The 22,892-nt window shown below is 71.0% G+C and carries 24 protein-coding genes and 2 tRNA genes; 9 read left to right on the plus strand and 17 right to left on the minus strand.

Annotation, left to right across the window (positions count from 1 at the left end):
* The first annotated feature begins 582 nt into the window (after positions 1–582).
* On the plus strand, positions 583–807 hold the full coding sequence (locus tag KBX34_RS05955) for a hypothetical protein (RefSeq protein WP_088949748.1): 225 nt from the start codon (positions 583–585) through the stop codon (positions 805–807).
* 18 nt (positions 808–825) lie between these two features.
* On the opposite strand, the gene KBX34_RS05960 is transcribed toward KBX34_RS05955, so the two are convergent.
* The 6 genes from KBX34_RS05960 to KBX34_RS05985 form a co-directional block, all read right to left on the minus strand.
* Positions 826–1,623, minus strand: a complete 798-nt coding sequence (locus tag KBX34_RS05960) for a carbon-nitrogen hydrolase family protein (protein ID WP_210923654.1) — start codon at positions 1,621–1,623, stop codon at positions 826–828.
* Between the two features lie 302 nt (positions 1,624–1,925).
* Positions 1,926–3,221, minus strand: coding sequence for an ATP-dependent Clp protease ATP-binding subunit ClpX (gene clpX, locus KBX34_RS05965; RefSeq protein ID WP_088949750.1), 1,296 nt, complete (start codon positions 3,219–3,221; stop codon positions 1,926–1,928).
* Between the two features lie 209 nt (positions 3,222–3,430).
* Positions 3,431–4,093: an ATP-dependent Clp protease proteolytic subunit gene (locus tag KBX34_RS05970; RefSeq protein WP_088949751.1), complete on the minus strand. Its 663-nt coding sequence runs from the start codon at positions 4,091–4,093 to the stop codon at positions 3,431–3,433.
* A 10-nt stretch (positions 4,094–4,103) separates the two neighbouring features.
* On the minus strand, positions 4,104–4,745 hold the full coding sequence (locus KBX34_RS05975) for an ATP-dependent Clp protease proteolytic subunit (RefSeq protein WP_088949752.1): 642 nt from the start codon (positions 4,743–4,745) through the stop codon (positions 4,104–4,106).
* 196 nt (positions 4,746–4,941) lie between these two features.
* Positions 4,942–6,282 (minus strand): trigger factor, encoded by a 1,341-nt coding sequence (tig, locus tag KBX34_RS05980; protein ID WP_088949753.1) that lies wholly within the window; start codon positions 6,280–6,282, stop codon positions 4,942–4,944.
* Between the two features lie 138 nt (positions 6,283–6,420).
* Positions 6,421–6,494: transfer RNA gene (locus KBX34_RS05985), tRNA-Pro, on the minus strand.
* A 325-nt stretch (positions 6,495–6,819) separates the two neighbouring features.
* On the opposite strand from KBX34_RS05985, the gene KBX34_RS05990 reads away from it, so the two are divergent.
* From KBX34_RS05990 to KBX34_RS06000, 3 genes are all read left to right on the plus strand, one after another.
* Positions 6,820–6,893, plus strand: a tRNA-Gly gene (locus KBX34_RS05990).
* Positions 6,894–6,961: 68 nt separating this feature from the next.
* A complete protein-coding gene (locus KBX34_RS05995; RefSeq protein ID WP_210923656.1) occupies positions 6,962–7,477 on the plus strand; it encodes a putative immunity protein in 516 nt (171 codons plus the stop codon).
* Between the two features lie 88 nt (positions 7,478–7,565).
* The gene (locus KBX34_RS06000; protein WP_210923658.1) at positions 7,566–7,976 is read left to right on the plus strand and encodes a hypothetical protein; all 411 of its coding nucleotides are present in this window, start codon (positions 7,566–7,568) and stop codon (positions 7,974–7,976) included.
* Positions 7,977–8,007: 31 nt separating this feature from the next.
* Here the strand turns inward: KBX34_RS06000 and KBX34_RS06005 are convergent, their stop codons facing one another.
* The 3 genes from KBX34_RS06005 to KBX34_RS06015 all read right to left on the minus strand — a co-directional run bounded on the left by KBX34_RS06005 (position 8,008) and on the right by KBX34_RS06015 (position 9,979).
* Positions 8,008–8,505: a GNAT family N-acetyltransferase gene (locus tag KBX34_RS06005; RefSeq protein WP_099847958.1), complete on the minus strand. Its 498-nt coding sequence runs from the start codon at positions 8,503–8,505 to the stop codon at positions 8,008–8,010.
* Between the two features lie 125 nt (positions 8,506–8,630).
* On the minus strand, positions 8,631–9,473 hold the full coding sequence (locus KBX34_RS06010; protein ID WP_210923659.1) for a hypothetical protein: 843 nt from the start codon (positions 9,471–9,473) through the stop codon (positions 8,631–8,633).
* Positions 9,470–9,979: a SigE family RNA polymerase sigma factor gene (locus tag KBX34_RS06015; protein ID WP_210923661.1), complete on the minus strand. Its 510-nt coding sequence runs from the start codon at positions 9,977–9,979 to the stop codon at positions 9,470–9,472. Before KBX34_RS06015 ends, KBX34_RS06010 begins: the two co-directional genes overlap by 4 nt.
* A gap of 192 nt (positions 9,980–10,171) precedes the next feature.
* Here KBX34_RS06015 and KBX34_RS06020 point away from each other — a divergent pair, with 192 nt between their 5' ends.
* Positions 10,172–12,316 carry a M14 family zinc carboxypeptidase gene (locus KBX34_RS06020; RefSeq protein WP_210923663.1) on the plus strand — a complete coding sequence of 715 codons (2,145 nt, stop codon included), beginning with the start codon at positions 10,172–10,174 and terminating at the stop codon, positions 12,314–12,316.
* Positions 12,317–12,411: 95 nt separating this feature from the next.
* On the plus strand, positions 12,412–12,678 hold the full coding sequence (locus KBX34_RS06025; protein WP_099847965.1) for a hypothetical protein: 267 nt from the start codon (positions 12,412–12,414) through the stop codon (positions 12,676–12,678).
* A 187-nt stretch (positions 12,679–12,865) separates the two neighbouring features.
* Here KBX34_RS06025 and KBX34_RS06030 read toward each other — a convergent pair whose 3' ends face one another.
* Positions 12,866–13,411: a hypothetical protein gene (locus KBX34_RS06030; protein WP_088949760.1), complete on the minus strand. Its 546-nt coding sequence runs from the start codon at positions 13,409–13,411 to the stop codon at positions 12,866–12,868.
* A 140-nt stretch (positions 13,412–13,551) separates the two neighbouring features.
* Between KBX34_RS06030 and KBX34_RS06035 the strand changes: the two genes are divergently transcribed.
* A complete protein-coding gene (locus KBX34_RS06035) occupies positions 13,552–13,893 on the plus strand; it encodes a hypothetical protein (RefSeq protein WP_099847967.1) in 342 nt (113 codons plus the stop codon).
* A 2-nt stretch (positions 13,894–13,895) separates the two neighbouring features.
* Here KBX34_RS06035 and KBX34_RS06040 read toward each other — a convergent pair whose 3' ends face one another.
* The 4 genes from KBX34_RS06040 to KBX34_RS06055 form a co-directional block, all read right to left on the minus strand.
* Complete coding sequence (locus KBX34_RS06040) at positions 13,896–14,363, minus strand: ribose-5-phosphate isomerase (protein WP_088949762.1); 468 nt, start codon at positions 14,361–14,363, stop codon at positions 13,896–13,898.
* A gap of 88 nt (positions 14,364–14,451) precedes the next feature.
* Positions 14,452–15,651 (minus strand): DUF1015 family protein, encoded by a 1,200-nt coding sequence (locus KBX34_RS06045; RefSeq protein WP_088949763.1) that lies wholly within the window; start codon positions 15,649–15,651, stop codon positions 14,452–14,454.
* Between the two features lie 87 nt (positions 15,652–15,738).
* Positions 15,739–16,314, minus strand: coding sequence for a hypothetical protein (locus tag KBX34_RS06050; RefSeq protein WP_210923665.1), 576 nt, complete (start codon positions 16,312–16,314; stop codon positions 15,739–15,741).
* Between the two features lie 204 nt (positions 16,315–16,518).
* Positions 16,519–17,145 (minus strand): DsbA family protein, encoded by a 627-nt coding sequence (locus KBX34_RS06055; protein ID WP_210923667.1) that lies wholly within the window; start codon positions 17,143–17,145, stop codon positions 16,519–16,521.
* A 222-nt stretch (positions 17,146–17,367) separates the two neighbouring features.
* On the opposite strand from KBX34_RS06055, the gene pepN reads away from it, so the two are divergent.
* A complete protein-coding gene (pepN, locus tag KBX34_RS06060) occupies positions 17,368–19,917 on the plus strand; it encodes an aminopeptidase N (RefSeq protein WP_210923669.1) in 2,550 nt (849 codons plus the stop codon).
* A gap of 25 nt (positions 19,918–19,942) precedes the next feature.
* Complete coding sequence (locus KBX34_RS06065) at positions 19,943–20,563, plus strand: Uma2 family endonuclease (RefSeq protein WP_307871335.1); 621 nt, start codon at positions 19,943–19,945, stop codon at positions 20,561–20,563.
* 56 nt (positions 20,564–20,619) lie between these two features.
* On the opposite strand, the gene KBX34_RS06070 is transcribed toward KBX34_RS06065, so the two are convergent.
* From KBX34_RS06070 to KBX34_RS06080, 3 genes are all read right to left on the minus strand, one after another.
* Positions 20,620–21,027, minus strand: coding sequence for a DUF5130 family protein (locus KBX34_RS06070; RefSeq protein WP_088949767.1), 408 nt, complete (start codon positions 21,025–21,027; stop codon positions 20,620–20,622).
* Positions 21,014–21,310 (minus strand): hypothetical protein, encoded by a 297-nt coding sequence (locus KBX34_RS06075; RefSeq protein WP_088949768.1) that lies wholly within the window; start codon positions 21,308–21,310, stop codon positions 21,014–21,016. Before KBX34_RS06075 ends, KBX34_RS06070 begins: the two co-directional genes overlap by 14 nt.
* A gap of 75 nt (positions 21,311–21,385) precedes the next feature.
* Positions 21,386–22,849: an amidase gene (locus tag KBX34_RS06080; RefSeq protein ID WP_210923675.1), complete on the minus strand. Its 1,464-nt coding sequence runs from the start codon at positions 22,847–22,849 to the stop codon at positions 21,386–21,388.
* Positions 22,850–22,892 lie beyond the last annotated feature (43 nt).

The following is a 22,892-nucleotide window of genomic DNA, read 5'->3' on the forward strand; positions in this document are numbered from 1 at the left end:
CAACCAGCCAGCAAAAACTGACCAGTCCGGGGTATAAATCATAATTGGCACTGGCTTTACAAGCACCCTGTTGAGTTCTCAAAGAACAACCACACACCGACCAGAAGCCCCACCTCAGTGGAACCCCGTTTCGGGGCAACCGCTCAAACTTACTTGGTCGAACTTTCGTTGTCAACCTCGTATCCGAGGCGATCAACTTGGTTCGTCCGGATCCACGATGACGCACGCCGTGACCGGCGGTCGTTACTGTCGTGGGAAGCCGCAGACCGGCCGATCGCCGCTTCGCGGCTCTCCGCCCGGCTCCTGCCGGCTTCAAAACTCTACCCGGTCGGCTTCGCGTTCGCAACCCCGTATCCGGAGTGTTCCGCACCGCCCGATCCTCGGTCTCGCTCGGCGTTCCCGCCACGAGCCCGGTGCCCGTTCTCCGCCGGTTTGTCCGGCGTTCCCCGTGCAGAGAGAAAGTTACGCGGACGGCCCGGAGAAGGCAAATCAGGGTTCATCACTGGTTCGACCGACCGGGGCGCGGCGGCACCCGGCGCAGCCTCGGGACGCGGGCTGTCCCGACGTGCCAGAGTGTCAGACATGGATGAGTCCGGGCTGGGCACGAGGGTGTTCGCCGAGGAGGCACTACTGGGCCTCCTCCTGCCGTTCTGGCAGGTGGTGATCGGTGCGGTCGTGCTGGTCGTCCTGGTGCTCTCGGTGGGACGGCTGGCCCGACGGGGCAAATCCCGGATGACCACCGCGCTGCTGGTCACCGCCGCGGCCATCGCCGGGTTCGCGGTGATCGGCGTTCTGCTGGAAGGCTGAGACTGCCAGGGCCTGGCGTCAGAGCCGGCGGTTGGCCAGGCTGGGCAGCTCGGCCCGGATCGCGGCAAGGCGGTCGAGGTCCAGGTCGACGACGGACACACCCGGGCCGTCCGGCACCTGGGCGAGGACCGTCCCCCACGGGTCGACCACCATGCTGCGCCCGAAGCAGGTGCGACCTGGCTCGTGGTCGCCGGTCTGGCCAGCCGCTGCCACGAAGCACTGGTTCTCGATCGCCCGGGCCCGCAGCAGGACCTCCCAGTGGTCCCGCCCGGTGTGCATCATGAACGCTGCGGGGACCACCAGCAGTTGTGCGCCGCCATCGGTGGCGAGCAGCCGGTAAAGCTCCGGGAAGCGCAGGTCGTAGCAGATCGACAGGCCGACCCGCAGGCCCTCGACGTCCACCACCACCGGTTGCACACCCGGCGCCACGCTCGCGGACTCCCGGTAGGAGACCCGACCGGGGATCTCCACGTCGTACAGATGAATTTTGCGGTAGCTCGCTGCCAGGGCGCCGGTGCGGTCGAAGACCAGCGACGTGTTCCAGGTGTGCTCCGGGTCCGGGCCGGCCTCATGGAACGAGCCGGCCACCACCCAGATGCCGAGCCGTCGGGCGATCCCGGCGAAGAAGCTGCCGACCTCCCCGTCCACCGGCTCCGGCTCCGGCAGTCCGGCGGCGGGGCCGAGGTAGTCGACGTACTCCGGAAGGACGGCAAGGTCCGCGCCGCCGGCGGCGGCGCGTTCCAGCAGGACCTCGGCGGCGGCCAGGTTGGCCTTGCGGTCGTCCCGGGCGTTCAGCTGGCAGACGGCGACACGCATGACCACAGGGTACGGCGGGAGGTGCCGGCGTGGACAGGGTCAGCGACGGTCGGGGGCCAGGGCACCGACAGCACCTGTACGACCGGCAGCGGGACGCTGGGGAGCCGCGACACCGTGGACAGGGCGATCGAGTCGGCGCGACGGAACGCTTCCCGTCGGACCCAGCCGCGGTCAGCGTGACGACAGCGGCGAAGCGGCCCGGCTGACGATGGTGACGGTCCCCCGGTCGGGGCGAATGGGACCGCCGAACGCGATCACGCCGGCCGCGTCAGGATTGAGCGGCCGGCGTGACACGGGGAGGATCAGGCCGACTTCTCCTCGCGGTCCCGCCGGGCACGGCGCCCGGTGAACTCGCGCGGAACGATCGTCGGGTTGACGTTTTCCAGGACCACCTCGCGGGTGATCAACACCCGGGCGGCGTCGGGGTTGCTGGGCACCTCGAACATCGCGGAGAGCAGAACCTCCTCGATGATGGCGCGCAGACCACGGGCACCGGTGCCCCGCAGCATCGCCTGATCGGCGATCGCCTCCAGTGCCGGCTCGTCGAACTCCAGCTCGACCCCGTCCAGCTCGAACAGGCGCTGGTATTGCCGGACCAGCGCGTTGCGCGGCTCGGTGAGGATGCGAACCAGGGCGCTGCGGTCAAGGCTGCGCACGTTGGTGATCACCGGCAGCCGGCCCACGAACTCGGGGATCAACCCGAACTTGAGCATGTCTTCCGGCATGACCTGGCTGAAGATGTCGTCGGTCGACCGATCAGACACCGACCGGAGCCGGGCACCGAAGCCGGTGCCGCCCTGCCCGGTGCGGGACTCGATGATCTGATCCAGGCCGGCGAACGCACCGCCGCAGATGAACAGCACGTTGGTGGTGTCGATCTGGATGAACTCCTGGTGCGGGTGCTTACGACCACCCTGCGGCGGGACGTTCGCCACCGTGCCCTCGAGCATCTTGAGCAGAGCCTGCTGCACGCCCTCGCCGGAGACGTCGCGCGTGATCGACGGATTCTCCGACTTGCGGGCGATCTTGTCGACCTCGTCGATGTAGATGATGCCGGTCTCGGCGCGCTTGATGTCGTAGTCCGCGGCCTGGATCAGCTTGAGGAGGATGTTTTCCACGTCCTCGCCGACGTAACCCGCCTCGGTCAACGCCGTGGCGTCGGCGATGGCGAACGGAACGTTCAACATCCGGGCGAGGGTCTGCGCCAGGTGGGTCTTGCCGCACCCCGTCGGACCGAGCAGCAGGATGTTGGACTTCGCCAGCTCGACGGCATCATTGCCGGAGCCCGGCGCGTTGGCCGCCTCGGCCTGGATCCGCTTGTAGTGGTTGTAGACCGCGACCGCGAGCGCCTTCTTGGCCTGATCCTGCCCCACGACGTAGTTGTCGAGGAACTGGCAGATCTCCATCGGCTTGGGAAGCTCTTCCCACTTCACCTCGCCGGACTCGGCCAGCTCCTCTTCGATGATCTCGTTACAGAGATCGATGCACTCGTCGCAGATGTAGACCCCTGGGCCCGCGATGAGCTTCTTGACCTGCTTCTGCGACTTGCCGCAGAAGGAGCATTTCAGTAGGTCGCCGCCGTCACCGATCCGTGCCACCTACGTTCTCCCTGCACTCATCGGCCGGAGACCCGGCCCTGACCTGCGGACGCTGCGCGCCGTCCGGCTTGGTTCGCCCCGCCGGTCGACCGGCGAAGCGGTACGGACCCGACGTTACCCGCTGGCGGGGCATTCTCCGACCCCCAAAACGGGTGTGTCAGAGGTCGGCCGGGAACGAAAGCCCCGGCCAACCTCTGACCCGGTACTGCTCAGCTAGCGGCCTGGGCGGCCAGCAAGCCCTTCTTGCGGCTGGTCAGGATCGTGTCGACCAGCCCGTACTCCTTGGACTCCTCGGCCGTCATGATCTTGTCACGGTCGATGTCCTTGCGAACCTGCTCGATCGGGCGGTTGCAGTGGCGGGACAGCATGTCCTCCAGCTGCGTACGCATCCGCAGGATCTCCCGGGCCTGGATCTCGATGTCCGAGCCCTGCCCGTAGCCGCCCTCGGTGGCCGGCTGGTGGATGATGATCCGCGAGTTCGGAAGAGCCATCCGCTTACCGGCGGTGCCCGCGGACAGCAGCACCGCAGCCGCGCTGGCGGCCTGGCCGAGGCAGACCGTCTGGATGTCCGGACGGACGTACTGCATGGTGTCGTAGATCGCCGTCATCGCGGTGAACGAGCCACCCGGCGAGTTGATGTACATGATGATGTCGCGGTCCGGATCGGTGCCCTCGAGCGTCAGCAGCTGGGCCATCACGTCGTTGGCCGACGCGTCGTCCACCTGGACGCCGAGGAAGATGATCCGGTCCTCGAAGAGCTTGTTGTACGGGTTCGACTCCTTGACCCCGTACGACGTGCGCTCGACGAACGACGGCAGCACGTAGCGGTTGTGCACGGCCGCGAACTGGGGCGGCAGGCTCAGATCGGTCATCGTCAGCTCCTCAGCTCAGGGTCCCGGCGCCATCCGGAACCTGTGCGGCCCCGATGATCACCTTGTCGATGAAGCCGTAGTCCATGGCCTCCTGGGCGGTGAACCAACGGTCCCGGTCCGAGTCCGCCTCGATCTGCGACTGGTCTTGGCCGGTGTGGTGCGCGACCCGCTCCTGGAACATCCGCTTCGTGTAGAGCATCTGCTCCGCCTGGATGGCGATGTCGGACGCCGTGCCGCCCAGGCCACCGGACGGCTGGTGCATCATGATCCTGGCGTGGGGCAGGGCGTAGCGCTTGCCCTTGGTGCCCGCGCAGAGCAGCAGCTGACCCATCGAGGCAGCCATGCCCATCGCCACGGTCGACACGTCGTTGTCGATGAACTGCATGGTGTCGTAGATCGCCATGCCGGAGTAGACCGAGCCACCCGGCGAGTTGATCCACAGGTTGATGTCGCGGTCCGGGTCCTCCGCGGCGAGCAGCAGCAGCTGCGCGCAGATGCGGTTGGCGACCTGGTCGGTCACCTCACTGCCCAGGAAGATGATGCGCTCCTTGAGCAACCGGTTGTAGACCGAGTCGTCGAGGTTGCCAATGGAGTCGCCACCGCGCGCTTCAATCGCCCGGAGCGACTTCTTGGGGATGTGCATGTCGGTCATGGCAGCCCTTCGCTCTCCGTACCGTCTTTCCCGACACTAACCGCTGTGCGGGGCGGCAGAGTCCCGGTCGGGGCACTGTTCGCTCTCAGCGCAGCTGTGTCGGGCGTACCCGCGGCGCGGGCTTCCGGGCCGTACCCCGGAAAGGGAAACGGCCGCCATCCACCGCGCAGCGGCGGACGGCGGCCGCACCCGACGATCAGTGGTTGTGCTCGGCCTCGTTGGCGGCGCGCAGCGCGTCGAGGCTGACGGGGTTGCCGGCCTCGTCCTTGATCGTGATGCGCTCCATGACAGCGGCGAGCGCCTTGCCCCGCCGCACGTCGCCGAAGACCGCAGCGGCAGCGCCGGAGCGCACCAGCTGGTCGTAGTACTGCTGGGGAGCCATCCCGGCGCGCTGCGCCCGGTGCACGATCTCGTGACCGAACTCGTCGTCGGAGACCTGGACGTCCTCGGCGTCGGCCAGCGTGTCCAGCAGGAGCTGGACCTTGACGCCCTCGGTCGCCGCCTCGGTCAACTCGGCGTCGATCTGCTCCTCGGTCTTGTCCTCGGCCGCGAGGTATTCCTCCATGGAGGCGCCGATCCGCTCGAGCTGGTCGACCATCGCCTGCTTGCGGCTCTCGACCTCCTCGCGGACGACACCCTCCGGGGCCGGGATCTCGGCGGCCTCGACGAGCTGCGCCAGGGCCTTGTCCCGAGCGGCGTAGATCTGCTCGACCTGCTTGCCCTGGGTGACCCGCGCCCGCAGGTCGCCGCGCAGCTCCTCGATGGTGTCGAACTCGCTCGCCATCTGGGCGAACTCGTCGTTCAGCTCGGGCAGCTCCTTCTCCTTGACCGTGCGAACGGTCACCGCCACGTCGGCGTCGCGACCGGCGAAGTCGCCGCCGACCAGCTGGGTGGTGAAGGTGGTTTCCTCGCCGGCGGAGAGGCCGACCACTGCCTCGTCCAGGCCCGGCAGGAGCTGCTTGCTGCCCACCTCGTGCGAGATGTTGCTCGCCTGGCCGCCCGGCACGTCCTCGCCGTCGACGGTGGCGTTCAGGTCGATCTGGACGAAGTCACCCTCGGCGGCGGCCCGCTCGACGGTCTTGAGGGTCGCGAAGCGCTCCCGCAGGTTCTTCACCTGCTCGTCGATCTCGCTGTCGTCGATCTGCAGCTCGTCGACGGTCACCTCGATGGCGCTCGTGTCCGGGATGGTGATCTCGGGCCGGACGTCGACCTCGGCGGTGAAGTTCAGCGAGTCACCGTCGTTGAACTCGGTGATCTCGACCTCGGGGCGCCCCAGCGTCTTGAGGTCGTGCTCACGCACGGCGGCGAGGATGTTCTCCGGGATGGCCTCCTGGACCGCCTCGTTGAGAACGGTGCCCCGGCCCACCCGCTGGTCGATCACCGCGGTCGGCACCTTGCCCCGGCGGAAGCCCGGGACCTGGACCTGCGAACCGATCTCCCGGTACGCCTTCTTGAGGCTCGGCTCGAGCTCGACGAACGGCACCTCGATGGCGAGCCGCACGCGCGTCGGGCTCAGAGTCTCGACGGTGCTCTTCACAGGCGTACTCCTTGACGGATCTCAGTTGAGTCTGGGCGTGATTCAGCCCATCGAGTGTAGGCGAGCCGGCCTGACGCTCCGGCATCGCCCGGGGACCGCACTGGGCGGCACCCGGGGCGGCCCGGCCGCGGACGACAGTCGGGGTGGCGGGATTTGAACCCACGGCCCCTCGCTCCCAAAGCGAGTGCGCTACCAAGCTGCGCCACACCCCGTGGCGACGAGCAGTCTATGCCGTCGCCGCGCCTCAGGCGGTGCCGGGGCATCCCCCACCCGGACACATCCCCCAAACCCGCCGAACCGCCCACTCTGGCGAGCGCGGAGGTGCCCGCCGCCCCGCCGGCCGCCCAAGATCCGCACAACTTCCGGGTTGTAGTGGCCTCAGGGCGTGCGGAGACCACAACATCCCTGATGTTGTGGGGAGCTTCGGGGCTGCCACGCGGGGGCGGGACGACGCGGCGCCGTCAGGCGGAGGCGTGGCTACGCGCCGGGCACAGCCATTGGGTACGCTGTCGGCGCGACCCGCTCAGGTGGGTGCACGCGGGCGTAGCTCAATGGTAGAGCTTCAGTCTTCCAAACTGACTACGCGGGTTCGATTCCCGTCGCCCGCTCCACCAGCCCTCCGGCCCAGGCCAGAGGCTGTCCCCCGGGGACACCGGCTCGGCCTGGAGGACGTCCAGCCATGATCCTCCCGAAGGTGCGGGACCCGCGCTTCATCACGCTTCGCCGCGGTGGGAGCCTCACCGATCCGGATCACCACCTCCTCGCCCTGTGGGCCGCGTCCTGCGCGGAGCACGTCCTGCACCTGTTCGAGTCGGTTCGGCCGGACGACCCTCGACCGCGGGAAGCGATCGAGCACGCCCGCGCCTGGGTGCGGGGTGAGGTCACGATGACGCAGGCCCGCTCGGCGGGCGGGCACGCCATGGGCGCGGCCAGGGACCTGCGCGGGGCGGCACGGCACGCCGCGTACGCCGCCGGCCAGGCGGGGGTCGTCGCACACGTCGCCGCGCACGAACTGGGTGCGGCCGCCTATGCGGTCAAAGCCGCACGTGCCGCCGCGCCGGCCGGCGACAGCGATGCCGCAGGGCGACTCGAGTGCCGGTGGCAGCGTGCACAACTCCCGGAGGCGATCCGCGAGCTGGTGCTCGACGACCAGCGGCTGCGCAACGACATCTGCTGGTCGGTCTTCGACTGCTGAACGGGGCGCCAGCCCACCTCACCGCTCACCAGCCCGTACCCCAGGCGTTCGATGTCCGCCGATACGGCTCCTGTGCGACCGGTGGCGGATGGCCGAGACTGTGGCGATGTCGCACAAGGGTGAGGGCGCTCCGCGCAGGCAGGTCGTTCTTGCCGCTCTCCTCGTCGTCGCCGGCGTGCTCGTCCTCTTCGTCCCGGCGGGCGACGAGGGCAGGGTCCTCGTCGCCCTCAGCGAAGGTCACGGACTGACGGCCGTGGACGTGGTCGGCGCGGCGCTGCTGACGGTGGGCGGCACCTGGCTGGAGGTGCTCGTGGTACGACGCCTGCCGCACCTCGCCCTGCCCCCACGGGCCCTGTTCGCACTCGGCCTGCTGGCCGGCCTCGGCGTGGGACTCCTGATCGCCTCGGTCTTCTCGGGGTTCTTCTGGTGGTGGGCCGTCGGCGCCAGCACGCTTGGCGTCGCCGTCGCCGTCCTCGTGCCCCTCACGGCGCGCCGGTGAGGCCGGCGCGCCCCGGATCACCCCGTACGCGTCACGAGGCGCGCGGCAACGCGAGCCAGTCCTGCCAGGCGATGTCGCGACCCAGATAACGGGGCTGCCGGAAGGGCCAGTCCGCGGCGATCCACTGCGGCACCAGCGCGTCGAGTGCGCGCTCCGCCTCGCCGCCGACGAGGTCGTCCACCACCCACCAGGAAACCTCGCCGTCCGAGCCGGTGCGCTCGGGCGGATCGACGTAGACGCAGCCCAGGATCGCCGTCTCGTCCGCGTCCAGCAGCGCGTAGTTGAACGACTGGTGCGCGGCTATCTCGACCTCGTGTCGCAGCAGGTCGATGCGGTCCTCTTCGTAGGTCATCTTCTCGTTCGGCCACGCCCAGGCCGGACCGAAGATCTCCCACAGGCGCTCCCGGGAGCCCATCACCGCGGGGTAGTCGAGCGCCGTGTCCGCCTCCCGGATCGGCCGCAGGTGAAGCGTGGTGCCGGGCACGGGCACGTGGACGGGGTGGACGAAATCGTCGGGCAGCCAGCTCATGGGCGCTGACGCTACAACCGCACGACGCCGGATGATCCCGGCGGCGGGCCTTGACGCACAGCAAGGCCCAGGTGAGCCACACGGTCGCGGCACCTGGACCCGCTCGGCTCAGCCGAGTTGCCGTGTCACTTCAGGTGAAACCGTTCGTCGACGGCGAGGGCCGCCAGCTGCGGCACGGAGAACGGCAGCTTCGTCAACGCCGGCCGGCTCTCGTCGAGCGTCACGCCCTGCGCCACGAAGACCACCACGCCGTCCTGGTGCCGGTACGCCGACCACTGGTCGAGCCGCTCGTCGCTGCCCGGCCGGACCACCACGCCGACCTGCGCTGCTCCCACCGTCTCGACCTGGCACTCGCCCTGCATGCCCCAGAAGTTCTGGGCCAGGGCGCACGGCTCGGTCGGCAGCGGGTTGCCGGCGTCGTGCACCTCGACGATCACGCGCCCGGTGCCCTTGCCCTGGGCCACGGCCACGGAGGACGAGTAGCTCCACACGTCGACGCCGTTCACCTTGTCCTCGAACTGCGCCTGGTGGGTCCGCAGCGTCCGCTCCTCGGCGGACCGGTTCGGCGGATCCTCCGGCGTGGTGTAGCCGGAGGGTATGACCGAGACAGCCTCGTTGAGCAGGTGAACTCCCTGGTCGTGCTTGGACCCGGCTCGCGCGGTCCGGTCCTCCTGCGGTCGACCGTCGGGCCCGGTCGGCCACGCCTGCTTGGTGTCCCCCGACGCGTCCGGAGATGCCAGTGGCCCGTTGCCCGCCGGCTGGTAGAGGCGGCCGTCCGGAGTGGTGACGGCCGCGAAGCCGGTGACCGCCAGCACGACAGCCGCCGATCCGAGGGACGCCCACACCGCTCGGCGGCGGAACTGCGTCCGCCGGGCCGCGCCGAGCGCTGCTCCCGTACTCAATGGTGGTGGCGGGGTAATGCCCGCCATCTCGCTGCGCAGGCCCTCGCGCAACTGTTCCTCGTTCATCGCTCCCCCATCTCGATCCCGCTGTACGTGGGTGCCAGGAGGCCGCGCAACGTGTCGAGCCCGCGTGCCGCCTGGCTCTTCACCGTCCCTGGAGAACACTCCAGCAGCGCCGCGACATCCTCGACGGACAGGTCCTCCCAGTAGCGCAGAACCAGCACGGCCCGCTGGCGCGGTGCCACGCAGGCCAGCGCCTGGAGCAGCACCAGTCGGCTCTCCGCCGAGTCGGGCGGGGCCACCTGGTCGGTGTCCTCACCACCCACCCGTTCACGCCGCCACCAGCCGCGACGGCGCTCGTCGAGGAATGTCCGGATCAGGATCTGGCGCACGTAGCTGTCGAGCACCTCGTGCCGGGAGATCCGGTTCCAGACCCGGTAGAGCTTGACGAACGCGGTCTGGACCAGGTCTTCGGCGCGGTGCCAGTCGCCGCACAGCAGGTACGCGGTGCCGCGCATGGCACCGGACCGTGCCGCGAAGTACTCGGCGAACGCCTTGTCGCGATCGCTCATTCAGGCCTCCGATCCCCGTTTCGAGGTAGTCACGCGGGGTCCGGCCCGCCGGGTTGCTCCGGAACTCGCGGACATGTCACCCGATCAACGCCGAACGACGTCCGGAGGCTACAACCGACGCATCACCTTGACAGGTGTCGATCTATGCACTGGTGTAAGGACCAGGTACATCGATGTCCGTCAGGAGGGCACATGATCGTCCGACGACGGTGGACAGCTGCCGCCACCACAGCGATCCTGTTCAGCGCAGTGCTGTCCCACCCCGCTCCGGGAACCGCGGCACCCGCCGATCCCGCACCACCGATCACCCTGAGCGCCACCGAGACCGCCCTGGTCCGGGTGCAGCTACGTGACCAGGCACAGCTCGACCGGCTCGTCGCCACCGGCGCGGACCTCGCCAACCGGCCCCGGGCGCGGGACGGGCGGATCCTCGCCGACCTCGTGCTCAGCGGCACGCAGCTCGCCGAGCTGACCGCCCAGGGCGCGAAGGCCGTACAGGTCGTGCAGCGTGCCGGGGACGGCAGCCGGCACCATGCCGAGAGCGTTCGCGCGGCGCAGGCCCGCACCGCCGCCGGGCTGCGCGCTCCGGCCGCCGGCCAGCGGACCACCGCCGCCGCGGCCGTGGACACCCTCCAGGTGCAGCAGGCGTACTGGTGGACCACGAGCGGCCAGACGTTCCTCCAGGCCCAGGTGGCCACCACCGCCACCGACGACCCGGACGTGGAGATCACCGTCAGTTGGCGGACGGCGGACGGCGCCACCGGGTCGTTCCCGCTGTACCGGTTCGAGGACTCCGGCGAGTACCAGTACCACTACAACCTTCCCCAGCCGGTGCCGAACCGGCCGGTCCAGTTGACCGCCACCTCCAGCCTCGGCGGGGTCAGCCGCGTGGTCACGCCGACGTTCTGGCCCAACACCACCCCGCCGCCCCTGCCGGCCGGTTACCAGAAGGACTTCATCGACGCGTACCTGACGCCGACCGACATCCAGGCTCGGATCAAGCGGCTGGCCCGCCAGTACCGGGATCTGGTGGACGTCATCGACCTACCGAACAAGACCCAGGGATACCGGCGCAACGCCGTCGCGTACCTGGGTGACCCGGCCGTGGCGGCCGTGGTGGTCGAGTCGGTCCGCTTCGGCGACCAGGGCATGAACGGCGTGCAGGTGCGGACGGTCGACCCGGGCCGGCGCAACCGACCGCTGACCGTCCGTTACCGCGATCGCGTGCTGACCGTGTCGCTGGCCACCGACACCGCCGGCAAGACGGTGAGCACCACCGACGAGGTCGCCGCGGCGATCAACGCCCGCCAACCGAACCGCTTCCGGGCCACCGTCGAGGACGGCTCGACCGGGCTGCCCATGCCGGTCGCCGGTCCGGCCCGGCTCGACGACGGGTTGCAGGGCACTGAGGTGCCGGCACGGCCGTGGACGGTGCAGGCGCTGCGCCTCGGCGTACACCGTGACGGCTCCCGGGTCGGGGTGCTCGCCTACTCCCAGGAACACGCCCGGGAGTGGGCCACGCCGCTGGTGACGCTGGAGTTCGCCGAGCGGATGCTGGCCAACGCCCGGACCGACCCGGCCACCCGCGAGCTGCTGGAGCAGGTCGACATCTTCGTCATCCCGACGGTCAACCCCGACGGCGCGAACTATTCGTTCAACGACTTCAACATGCAGCGCAAGAACCTGGTCAACCACTGCACCGGGGCGGCCCGCGACCCGAAGTACCGCACCTCGTGGGGCGTCGACATCAACCGCAACTACACCGTCGGGTCGTACTTCGACGGCTACGTGGGCGCCAGCGCCAACTGCCTCTCCGGCACCTACGCGGGCACCGCCGAGCTGTCCGAGGCGGAGAGCAGCAACGTGATCGCGCTCGCCCAGGCCCACTCGAACATCAAGTTCGCGATGAACGTGCACTCCTACGGCGGGTACTTCATGTGGCCGCCGGGGGCGTACCGGGCCGACGGCCGGGTCACCCTGCCGCGACCGTCGATCGACGAGTCGACGCTGTTCCTCAACAGCGCCCGGCGGATCGTCGGCGCCATCGCGCAGGAACGCGGCACCGTCACCTGGCCGTCGCAGACCGGGCCGGTCGCCGACGTGCTCTACTCCGCCGCCGGCAACTCGGCGGACCAGCTCTACTACGAGCTGGGCATCTTCGCCTGGGACTTCGAGGTCGGCAACGACCGGTGGAACCCGGCGACCAACCAGTGGGAGGGCGTCGGCTTCCAGCCGCCGTTCGACGAGGCACACGGCGAGTCCCAGGAGTACGCCGGCGGACTGGTGGAAATGGTCCGGGTGGCCCGCGACTACGCGGCGGCCCAGCCCGCCGCCTGATCTCCCGGGCGGTGCCGTGCCCGCACGCCGGGCACGGCACCGCCCGCCGACATTTCATCCGTTTCCGCCCAACGGCTCGCGGGTAGGGCTTGTTCATGGACACGAACACCACGGCCCACCTGATTGGCGGCCCCCGCGACGGCAGCACCCACGACACCGGCGGCGACGCGCTCGTCGAGCTGGAGATCGACGGCATGATGCACCGCTACATCAAGACCACCAAGCAGCACGACGACGGCCAGCCGCTCTACAACTACGACGGGATGGTGGCCCCCGACGGCGGCGAGCCCGGCGTCGAGGACCCGGCCGCCCGGGTCGTCTCGCCCCGCGCCGACGCCGAAGGGCACGGCGGCACCCACTGACCGCAACGCCGAGCGGATCGAGCCGCCCCGAACGGGGCACCAGTCGAACCGGCCGGCCACGGATGAACCGTGGCCGGCCGGGTAAGCAGCAGCCTTGCCTGGTGGGGAGACGACCGGCGTCGCGGCGTGCCGCGACCGGGCGTACGGGCGGGCGGCACAGAGCCGACCCGCCCGTACGCGCCCGTGATCAGTTCGAGGAGATCCAGTTCCAGGCCGAGACGACCCACTCGGTCTGCTGGAGCCAGGCCACGCCGAGGCCGACGAGGAACACCGCCGTCGCCAGGTGGGCGCCGCGCGCACCGCGCCGGACCCGACCGAGTTGCCGCTCCAACACCACCCGGCCGACCAACCGGAACAGGGCGAACAGGCCGACCGCCACCAGCAGGCTGAGCACCAGCACCAGCAGCGGACCGCTCAGGTCACCCTGGCCGGAGAGCGCCCAGATCCCCCAGCAGACGAACGCGAACAGCCCGGCCGCGGCGCTCCACTCACCGCCACGCCGGAGCTGCGACATCCGCGAGCTCAGCGACCGGCGCGGGGCCGGCTCGCCGGGCCAGCCGGTGCCGGTCGGCTCCTGCTCCACCACCGGGAACGGCTCGGTCCGCGGGCTGCGCGGCTGGCCCACCGGGGCCACACCCCGGCGGAACCCGTCGCGCTGCGGCGGCACCCCGACGCCGGCCTGCGGTGGCACCTCCACGGTCCGCTCCGCCCACGGCTGCGTCTGGTCTGCCATCTTGTCCTCCCCCTGACCGACGGCAACAACACCGCCTGATTCCGAGGGTAGCCAGCCGGCAAACCGGTCGCCGACCCCGCCCGAGACGCCGGCCGACGCGACAGTGCCGAATCCCACCCCGGGCAGGGTACGGTCGGCTGATGGGTGACCCCGACCGACGACGGCGACGGCTACGCCACCACCCCGACTCGGAGCCGGCTGGGCGCAGTGCCGACAGCCCGACGGTCAGCACCCCCGGGGTGCATGACGGTGACGACCCGCCGCCGCGCCGCCGAGGCCCGGGTGGCGACGAGCGCGACGGCGAGCGGGGGCTGCGGGGGCTGGTCGGCTCCGGCTCGTCCCAGGTGGGCCTGAGCGCCGCGCTGCGGGCCCGGGACGCCGCCCGGCCCACCGACGAGGATCTGGCCGAGGCGGAAGCCCGGGTGGTTGTCGTCCGCCGAAACTGGGTGCCCCGCGAGGAGTTGCCCCGCTCGCCGCGCTGACCTCAGGGCAGGACGGGCAGCTGCCGGGTCCGCTCATACTCGGCGACCTGGTTGATCCGACGGGCATGCCGCTCGTTGCCGGAGAACGGCGTGTTCAGGAACGCCTCGACGATGCCGGTGGCCTCGTCCAACGTGTGCTGCCGGGCACCGATCGCGACGACGTTCGCATCGTTGTGCTGGCGCGCCAACTGAGCGGTCTCGACGCTCCAGGCCAGCGCGGCGCGGACGCCGGCGACCTTGTTGGCGGCGATCTGCTCGCCGTTGCCGGACCCACCGATGACCACGCCGAGGCCTGTCTCGTCGGCCACCACCTGGTCGCCGGTGTGCAGGCAGAACGTCGGGTAGTCGTCGTCCGGGTCGTAGCTGTGCGGGCCGACGTCGACGACGTCGTACCCCTGCTTGGCCAGGTGGTTGGCCAGGTGCACCTTCAACTCGAAACCGGCGTGGTCGGATCCCAGGTAGACGCGCATACCGGGCAGTCTGTCAGGCCGCGCTCTCCGACGTCGCGGGGGCGGCGTCGGAGAGCCGGGTTCGTCACACGGTCGTGCCGGGGAACGCTCAGCGCGGCAGCTCAGCGACGACCAGACCGCCACGCGCCTTCGGGGTGAACCAGGTGCTCTTGCGGGGCATCTTCTCCCGAGCGAGGTTCACCGCGACGAAGTCGGCAACGGTCACCGGCGCGATGAGGATGGCCAGCTCGGCCCGCCCGGCGTCGACCTCACCGGTGAGCCAGCTCGCCGGGTAGTCACCGCCGACGTAGGTGATCCTCTTGTCGCCCGGGTCCAGGCCGAGCGCGTCGCGCAGCAGCAGCCGCTCGACCAGGGCGTGGTCCAGGTTTTCCAGGCGGGCGGAGGCCGTCGCCGGCAGGCGCACCGCGTACCCCTGGCCGTCGAGGCGGAGGTGCACGGTGCCGCCACCCTGCGGGACCTCGACCGGGCCGTCGATCGGCTCGACCTCGGCGCCCGCGGCCCGCAGCCGGTCGAGCAGCTCGGCCGGCGTGGTGGTCAGCTCGCTGACCAGTCGGTTGTACGGCTGGATGGCCACCGACGCGGGGGTGGTGACCACGGCCAGGAAGCGCGACAGCCCGCCGGTCTGGGCAGCCAGGCTGCGGTGGTTGCCGTCCGCGACGACCAGCTCCCCGCCGCCGGCGAGGGCGGTCAACGCGGCCTGCTCCGGCCCGGGGCCGAGCAGCCAGATGGCGTGCGTGCGCCCCGCCTGGTCGGTGTCCGTCGCGGCGGGCGCGCCGGACATCTCGGTCGCCGACGCGAGCGCGGCGTGCAGCTCGTCGCCGCGCCCGGTCTGGAGCAGGAGTACGGGTGAGAGCAGGTGACCGAGCGCCTCGGCCAGTGCCACCCGCTCGCGCACCTTGGCGATGAAGACGTCCTCGTTGCGGATGACCAGACCGGGCTCGTCGGCCCGGGTGGAGATCTGGTCGGTGTCCACCATCGCGAACAGCCCGTACGCGGGTTCCTCGCCGGGTGCGGTGATCCGGTAGAGCACCACCACCTGCTCGGCGGGGGTGTAGCTGCCGTCCGCCTTGGCCTCGGCGAGGCGCGCGACCGCATCCGGCAATGCGTCCAGGAACGACCTGCCCAGGCTCTGCGGGGCTCGGTGCGGCATCTCGATGCCGAGGGCACTGTGCGGGTTCGCCTCGATGATCGCGGTGATTTCCGCGTCGTCGGCGAACTCGTCGTAGTTCTGCGCGCCGGTGCCACCAGTGGTGACCCACGCCCGGGAGATCGGATGCACGACCGTCATACCCACTGACGCTACCGGCGACGGTGTCGCCGTCGACGGGGGACCCGCGGGGGTCCACCAGATGAAAGCGCCAGGCCGGCGGAGTGGTCAGCCGGTGCGGTCGGACGCGCCCCGGCGGTGCCTGCCTGCGGTTGCCGGCCCGCCGTTGCCCCGCCGGCCGTTGCCGACCGGCCCGGTGTTCACGGCGCGACGGGGCGACGCGGGCGGCCCCGGCACGGGCCGCTCGGGCGGCGGCGACGGGACGGGTCGCGGGCTCAGCGGCGGCGTGGGCACCGGACGTGAGGGGGCGGGCGCCGGCGGAGGCGGCGCGGGTTGGGCCGGTGCCGCCGCCGACGGGACGGGCGGCGCCGCGACGGGCGGCGCCGGGACCGGCAGCGCCGGCACGGGCGACGCCGCGGTGGACGCCACGAGGTCGGTCGGGCCGGAGTCGACGGCCGACGTCAGAGGGTCGGCCGACGTGGGCGGCGTGAGCCGGGAGGTCACCGGAACCCGGGCCACGCCCACCACGATGGGCGGCGCGAGCAGGTCGACCAGGTGGGCGGGTAGGTCCGGACGGACCGCCGGCCAGCGGGAGTCGTCAACGGACCAGTAGGCCGCGCCGGGAGTGTCGATCACCCCCTGCCGGGTCAGCTGATCGTCACCGGACGCACGGTGCTTGGCCATCGGGATTGCCTCCACGAACTGCGGGGTGCGGCCCTGCGGGTCGCTGCGGCGGACATGCAGGCCAACGAGCGCGGCGGTCTCCCGGTGACGGGGCGGGCATCGCCACGACGCGACACGCCGAGCGGGGCGCGCTGCGGAGGTGGTCGGCGATGGAAGGGGCCCCCGGTCGACGCCGGGCGTCGACCGGGGGCCCCTTGGCACACCTCAGTCGAAGATCGGGCCCTGCTCCCGGGTGCGCTTGAGCTCGTAGAAGCCCGGCGTGCCGGCGACCAGCAGGACGCCGTCCCAGAGCCGGCCCGCGGCCTCCCCCTTCGGAGCCGGGGTGATCACCGGGCCGAAGAACGCGACAGGGGTGCCGTCTGGACCGGGCGCGTGGACGACCGGCGTGCCGACGTCCTGCCCGACCGGGCGCATCCCGGCCTCGTGGCTGGCCCGCAGCGCCTCGTCGTAGTCGGTGCTGTCCGCGGCCGCGGCCAGCGCCGCGTCCAGACCGGCGTCGGTCAGCGCGGCGACGTACAGCTCGTGACCCCGCTCCTCCTTGCCGAGGTGGATCCGGGTGCCGAGCGCGGTGTAGAGGGGACGCAGGGCGTCGTTGCCGTACCGCTGCTCGGCGGCGATGCAGACCCGCACCGGGCCCCAAGCGGTCTTCAGGAACTCCTTGTATTCCTCGGGCAGCTCGTCCCGGCCATCGTTGAGCACGGCGAGGCTCATCACGTGGAAACGGATGTCCACGTCACGGACCTGCTCGACCTCAAGCAGCCAGCGGGATGTGATCCACGCCCACGGGCAGGCCGGGTCGAACCACATGTCGGCGGTGACACGATCGGTCACGGTGAGGTCCCTTCGCGACGGGGGGCGCCGGCAGTCCGGCGTCTCAGGGGAATCTTCACCCCGCAGCCCGTCGAGCGGCACCCGAATGAGAGCGTGACCTCGGCCACCGCGGGCTGCTCGTACATGGAAGACTCGGTTCGGGCCGGCCGCCACGAGCGGTTGGCAGACGGGCGCCGCCGGGCGTACGGCGAGATGTTGGGATGGAGACGAACAGTGCCGGGAGTGCGCAACCTGACGCAGGTCGAGGCGACCGAGCGGGCCCGCCTGCTCAATGTGACGGGGTACGACATCAGTCTGGACCTGTCCACCGCCGTGCTGGCGGCGGACGGCCGCACGTTCCGGTCCACGACCGAGGTGCGTTTCCGCTGCTCGGAGCCGGGTGCGAGCACGTTCATCGAGCTGGCCGCCGAGTCGGTGCGTTCCGCGACGCTGAACGGCTCCCCCGTCGACCTCTCCGACTGGTCGGCCGAGAAGGGCCTGGTGCTGTCCTCCCTGGACAGCGACAACACGCTGGTCGTCGACGCCGACTTCGGTTACTCCAACAGCGGCCAGGGTCTGCACCGCACTGTCGACCCGGTGGACGGCGAGACGTACCTCTACAGCCAGTTCGAGACGGCCGACGCGCAGCGGGTGTTCGCCTGCTTCGACCAGCCCGACCTGAAGAGCGTCTACACCTGGCACGCCACGGTGCCGACGCACTGGCGGGCCGTGTCCAACATGCCCGTGCAGCGCGAGGAGCCGGCGGGTGAGGGGCTCAAGACCCTGCACTTCACCGTGTCGCCCCGGATGAGCACCTACATCACCGCGATGTGCGCCGGCCCGTACCACGAGGTGCGGGACAGCCACGACGGCATCGACCTCGGGGTGTTCTGCCGCGCGTCGATGGCGCGCTACCTGGACGCCGACGACCTGTTCCTGATCACCAAGCAGGGCTTCGACTTCTTCCACGAGAAGTTCGGCGTGCGCTACCCGCTGCCGAAGTACGACCAGCTCTGGGTGCCCGACTTCAACGCCGGCGCGATGGAGAACTTCGGCTGCGTCACGCACGCCGAGTCGCACTACCTGTTCCGCTCGCAGGTCACCGACTTCGAGTACGAGCAGCGGGCCAACACGATCCTGCACGAGCTGGCCCACATGTGGTTCGGCGACCTGGTCACCATGCGCTGGTGGAACGACCTGTGGCTCAACGAGTCGTTCGCCGAGTGGGCCAGCCACTGGTGCAACACCCACGCCACCCGGTTCACCGAGGCGTGGACGACGTTCCTGTCCATCCGCAAGAACTGGGGCTACCGGCAGGACCAGCTCTCCTCCACGCACCCGGTCTACACCGAGATGCCGGACATGGAGGCCGTCGAGGTCAACTTCGACGGCATCACCTACGCCAAGGGCGCGAGCGTCCTCAAGCAGCTCGTCGCGTACGTGGGTGAGGAGCCGTTCGTCGCCGGGCTGCGGGCCTACTTCGGCAAGCACGCCTGGGGCAACGCCACCTTCGACGACCTGCTCACCGAGCTGGAGGCGGCCTCCGGCCGGGAGCTGCGCAAGTTCGCGGCGCAGTGGCTGGAGACCGCACAGGTCAACACGCTCCGCCCGGAGGTGACCATCGGCGCGGACGGCACCTACGAGCAGGTGGCGGTCCTCCAGGAGGCGCCGACGGCATACCCGACGCTGCGGACGCACCGGATCGGCGTGGGCCTGTACGACCTCACCGACGGGCGGCTGGTCCGTCGCGAGCGCTACGAGGTGGACGTGACCGGCGAGCGGACCGACCTCGCCGAGCTGCGCGGTGTCCGGGCGGCCGACGTGCTGCTGCTCAACGACGACGACCTGAGCTACACCAAGCTGCGCCTCGACGACCGGTCGATGGCCAACGTGGTGCAGCACATCGGTGGCTTCGAGTCGTCGCTGGCCCGGGCGCTGTGCTGGACCGCCGCGTGGGACATGATCCGCGACGCCGAGCTGTCGGCCCGTGACTACGTGGCGCTCACGCTGAGCGGGCTGCCCGCCGAGACCGACATCAACCTGGTCACCGCCACCCTGCGGCAGGCGACCACCGCGCTCACCCTGTACGCCGACCCGGCCTGGGCGCCGACCGGTTGGGCCGACCTGGCCCGTACCGCCCGGGACGCGCTCGCCAGCGCCGAGCCCGGCAGCGGTTTCCAGCTGGCCTGGGCCCGCGCGTTCGCCTCGGCGGCCCGCTCCGACGAGGACCTGGCGACCCTGCGCGGTTGGCTGGACGACACCGGCATCCCGGCCGGGCTGACCGTGGACACCGAGCTGCGCTGGTCGGTCCTCGCCGCGCTGGTGGCCAACGGCGCGGCCGGTGCCGCCGAGATCGAGGCGGAGCTGGCCGGCGACCGCACCGCGAGCGGTGAGCGGGAGGCCGCGTACGCCCAGGCGTTGTTGCCGACGGCCGAGAACAAGGCCGCCCTGTGGGCGCTGCTGACCGGCCCCGACGCGCTGCCCAACTGGCGGCACCGGGCGCTGTTGCAGGGCTTCGCGCACCCGACGCAGGTGGAGCTGATCGCCCCGTACCGGGAGCGGTACTTCGAGACGGTGGCGCAGGTGTGGGCCACCCGGGACAGCGAGCCGGCGCAGGAGTTCGCCCAGTTGGCATACCCGGCCTACCTGGTGGAGGACGACACGGTGGCGGCCACCGACGCGTGGCTGGCCGGCGACGGGCACCCCGGCCCGCTGCGCCGGCTGGTCGCCGAGGGCCGCGACGGCGTGCTGCGGGCGCTCAAGGCCCGCGCGAAGGACGCCGAGCAGAGCTGATCAGGGGTACGCGGCCCGTGCCGGCGTGGGCGCGAGCCGACGCCGGCACGGGCCGTTATGGTTGCGAAAGGAGGTGGACGTGATGGCACAGCCGATCTACGAGTGGCGACCCCCTGCGCGCGAGTGGCGCGAGCAGGACCTGTTCAACCTTCCCGAGGATGGGAACCGCTACGAGATCATCGACGGGAGCCTGCACGTGACCCCACCACCGGGTTTCGGACACCAGGAACTGGCCGATGAGCTACGGGCAGCCCTGCGAGCGGCGACGCCGACCGGATGGCGGGTGATCCGGGAGGCGGGGCTTCGTGCCGCCGGCAGCAATCTCATTCCTGATGTCACCGTGCTGAAGCCGACGGCCCCTGCGGACGGCACCTGGATCGAAGCAGCGGATGTGGCGCTTGTCGTCGAGGTGGAATCACCGAGCAGCCGTCGGCATGACCGGTTCACCAAGCCTGCGCTCTACGCTGAGCTCGGCATTCCCGCCTACTGGCGGGTCGAGCGCGGCGACTTCGGCCCCGTGATATATCGCTACGAGCTGGTGAAGGGCGTTCACTACAACCTGCTCGGCACGGTCGGCCCAGACGACCCGGTGCAGATCGACGAGCCGTGGCCGATGCGCCTCGACCCCTCCGCCTGGCCCCGTTAAGGTCCGAAAGCCCGGCCCGCTGTTCGCGGGCCGGGCTTCGTCGTACGAGGAGAGGCTCAGCCCTTGCCGGCGTGGCTGGAGAGCTGGTCGAGGCCGTTGATGATGCCACCGGCCAGGTCACCGCCGCTGAACGCGCCGGCCATCGAGAGCGCGGCCAGCTTGGCGTACGTGTCGGGGATGCGCTTGCGCGCGTACCGCCCGGTGATGATCTCCAGCTGACGCTGGTTGGGCGACACCGCGATCAGCACCGACTTGTCCGGGTCGGCGAGCTGACGGTGCAGCCGCTGGGCGTGCTCCCGGACGGGCTCGTCGAGACCGCCGACGAACACCGAGAAGACCAGGCCGGTGCCCTGGTCGGCAAGGCGCAACGCCTCGTCGATGCGCAGCAGCTGGCGGGTCGAGAAGGGCCCGTCCAGCACCTCGGGCGGATTTTCCGACCCGGCGTGCTTTTCACCAACGGTCACTTGCGCCTCCGGTTCCACCGGCCGGCGCCTCGACGCTGGCCTGCTCAAGCTTGTGGCTGGTCAGCGCGGGCGCCTGCGCCCCCGCCGTCAGCGCGGTGCCGGCCGAGTCGGCCAGCTGCTCCGGGCGGCCCAGGAACCAGACCGGAGTGAAGTCGAAGGGCCGGCCCGGGCGGTAGCGCTTGGCACCACGGCCACCGCCGGTGGCACCACCGCTGCTACCGGCATAGGTGAGGCCGGCGATGACCAGCACCGCGGCCAGCGGGATGCCGACGAAGACCAGCAACGTCTCGGTAACAGACAATCCCAACGCCCCCAGGCGGAAGAAGGACGACCTCGAACATGCGGGTCGGATGGATGATCATGATGCTGGCCACCCGACGCCGTCACCATTCACGTTAGCGGAGTCGACGGCCCGCCAGATTGCGGGGTGCCGATCCCATCCGTCACTGGAGTTCTCCAGTTGCGCAGCGGTCGCGATGAGCCGCGCGTCGTCGCCGTACCGGCCGGTGAGCAGCACCCCGACGGGCAGGCCGTCGGTGGTGGTGCCGACCGGCAGGGAGACGGAGGGATCGCCGGTGACGTTGAAGATGGCGCAGTAGGGCGAGAAGCGGCGTTGCCGGTCGAAGTCGGCCGCCGGGTCACCATCGGCGGTGAACCAGCCGACGGGCGCCTGCGGCGCGGCCAGGGTGGGACAGAGCAGCAGGTCGACCCCGGCGGTGCGACGGGCGCCGAGGCGGACCTGAGCCTGCAACTCGCCGAGGGTGGCGGCCAGCGTGCCGGCGGAGATCTCCGCGCCCCGGGCGCGCATCAGCCGGGTCAACGGCAGCAGCTCCGCCTCCCGCTGCGGCGGCACCGGGGCGAGCGCCAGCACGTACCAGAGGATCTCGAACAGCGGCCACACCGCCGGCCCGAGCGGCGGCGGCACCTCGACCACCTCGTGGCCGGCCGCGGTGAGCAGCGCGGCGGCCCGGTCCACGGCGGCCACGCAGTCGGGGTGCACCGGCTCGTCGGCGAGCATCGGCGCGGTGAACCGGCCGATGCGCAGCGGGCCGGGCTCGGCCCGGCGTGCCACGGCCAGATATCCGCCGGGCGGCGCGGGCGGCGACAGGTAGGGCTCGCCGGGGACCGGCACGGCCATCACGTCGAGCAGCGCGGCGACGTCGGTGACGGTCCGCCCGAGCGGGCCGCTGGTGGGCAGGCCGAACGCGCCGGAGCCGAGCGGCCCGCCGGAGACCACGCCACGGCTGGGCTTGTAGCCGACCAGGCCGCAGAGCGACGCCGGGATGCGCAGCGAGCCACCGCCATCGGACCCCTGGGCGACCGGGACCAGGCCGGCAGCCACTGCCGCCGCGGCGCCGCCGCTGGACCCACCAGCGGTGTACGCCAGTTGCCACGGATTGCGGGCCGGCGGCGCGACCCGGCCCTCGGAGTAGAGCGAGCAGCCCAACTCGGAAGTGGTCGTCTTACCGAGGCTGACCAGGCCGGCGGCCTTGATGAACCGGACCACGTCGGCGTCGACCGGCGGGACGAAGTCGACGAAGGCGGCCGAACCGAAGGTGGTACGCACGCCGGCGGTGAGGGTCAGGTCCTTGATCGCGGTCGGCACACCGTGCAGCGGGCCGCGCGCCTCGACCGGCACGGCGTCGGCGGCGCGTGCGGCCTGCCGGGCGAGGTCCTCGGTGACGGTGACGAACGCGCCCACGGTGTCGCCGAGCGCGGCCACCCGGCCCAGACAATGCTCGACCAGGTCGACGCTGGTCAGCTCGCCGCGGGCGATCGCGGCGGCCTGTTCCAACGCGGTCAGGTCGTGCGGCTCGGCCATCCCCTCATCCTGCCCGCTGGGACGGGCCCGAGGCGTCCGACAC

It is taken from the genome of Micromonospora sp. M61, assembly GCF_018070245.1.
GTDB classification, from domain to species: domain Bacteria; phylum Actinomycetota; class Actinomycetes; order Mycobacteriales; family Micromonosporaceae; genus Micromonospora; species Micromonospora zamorensis.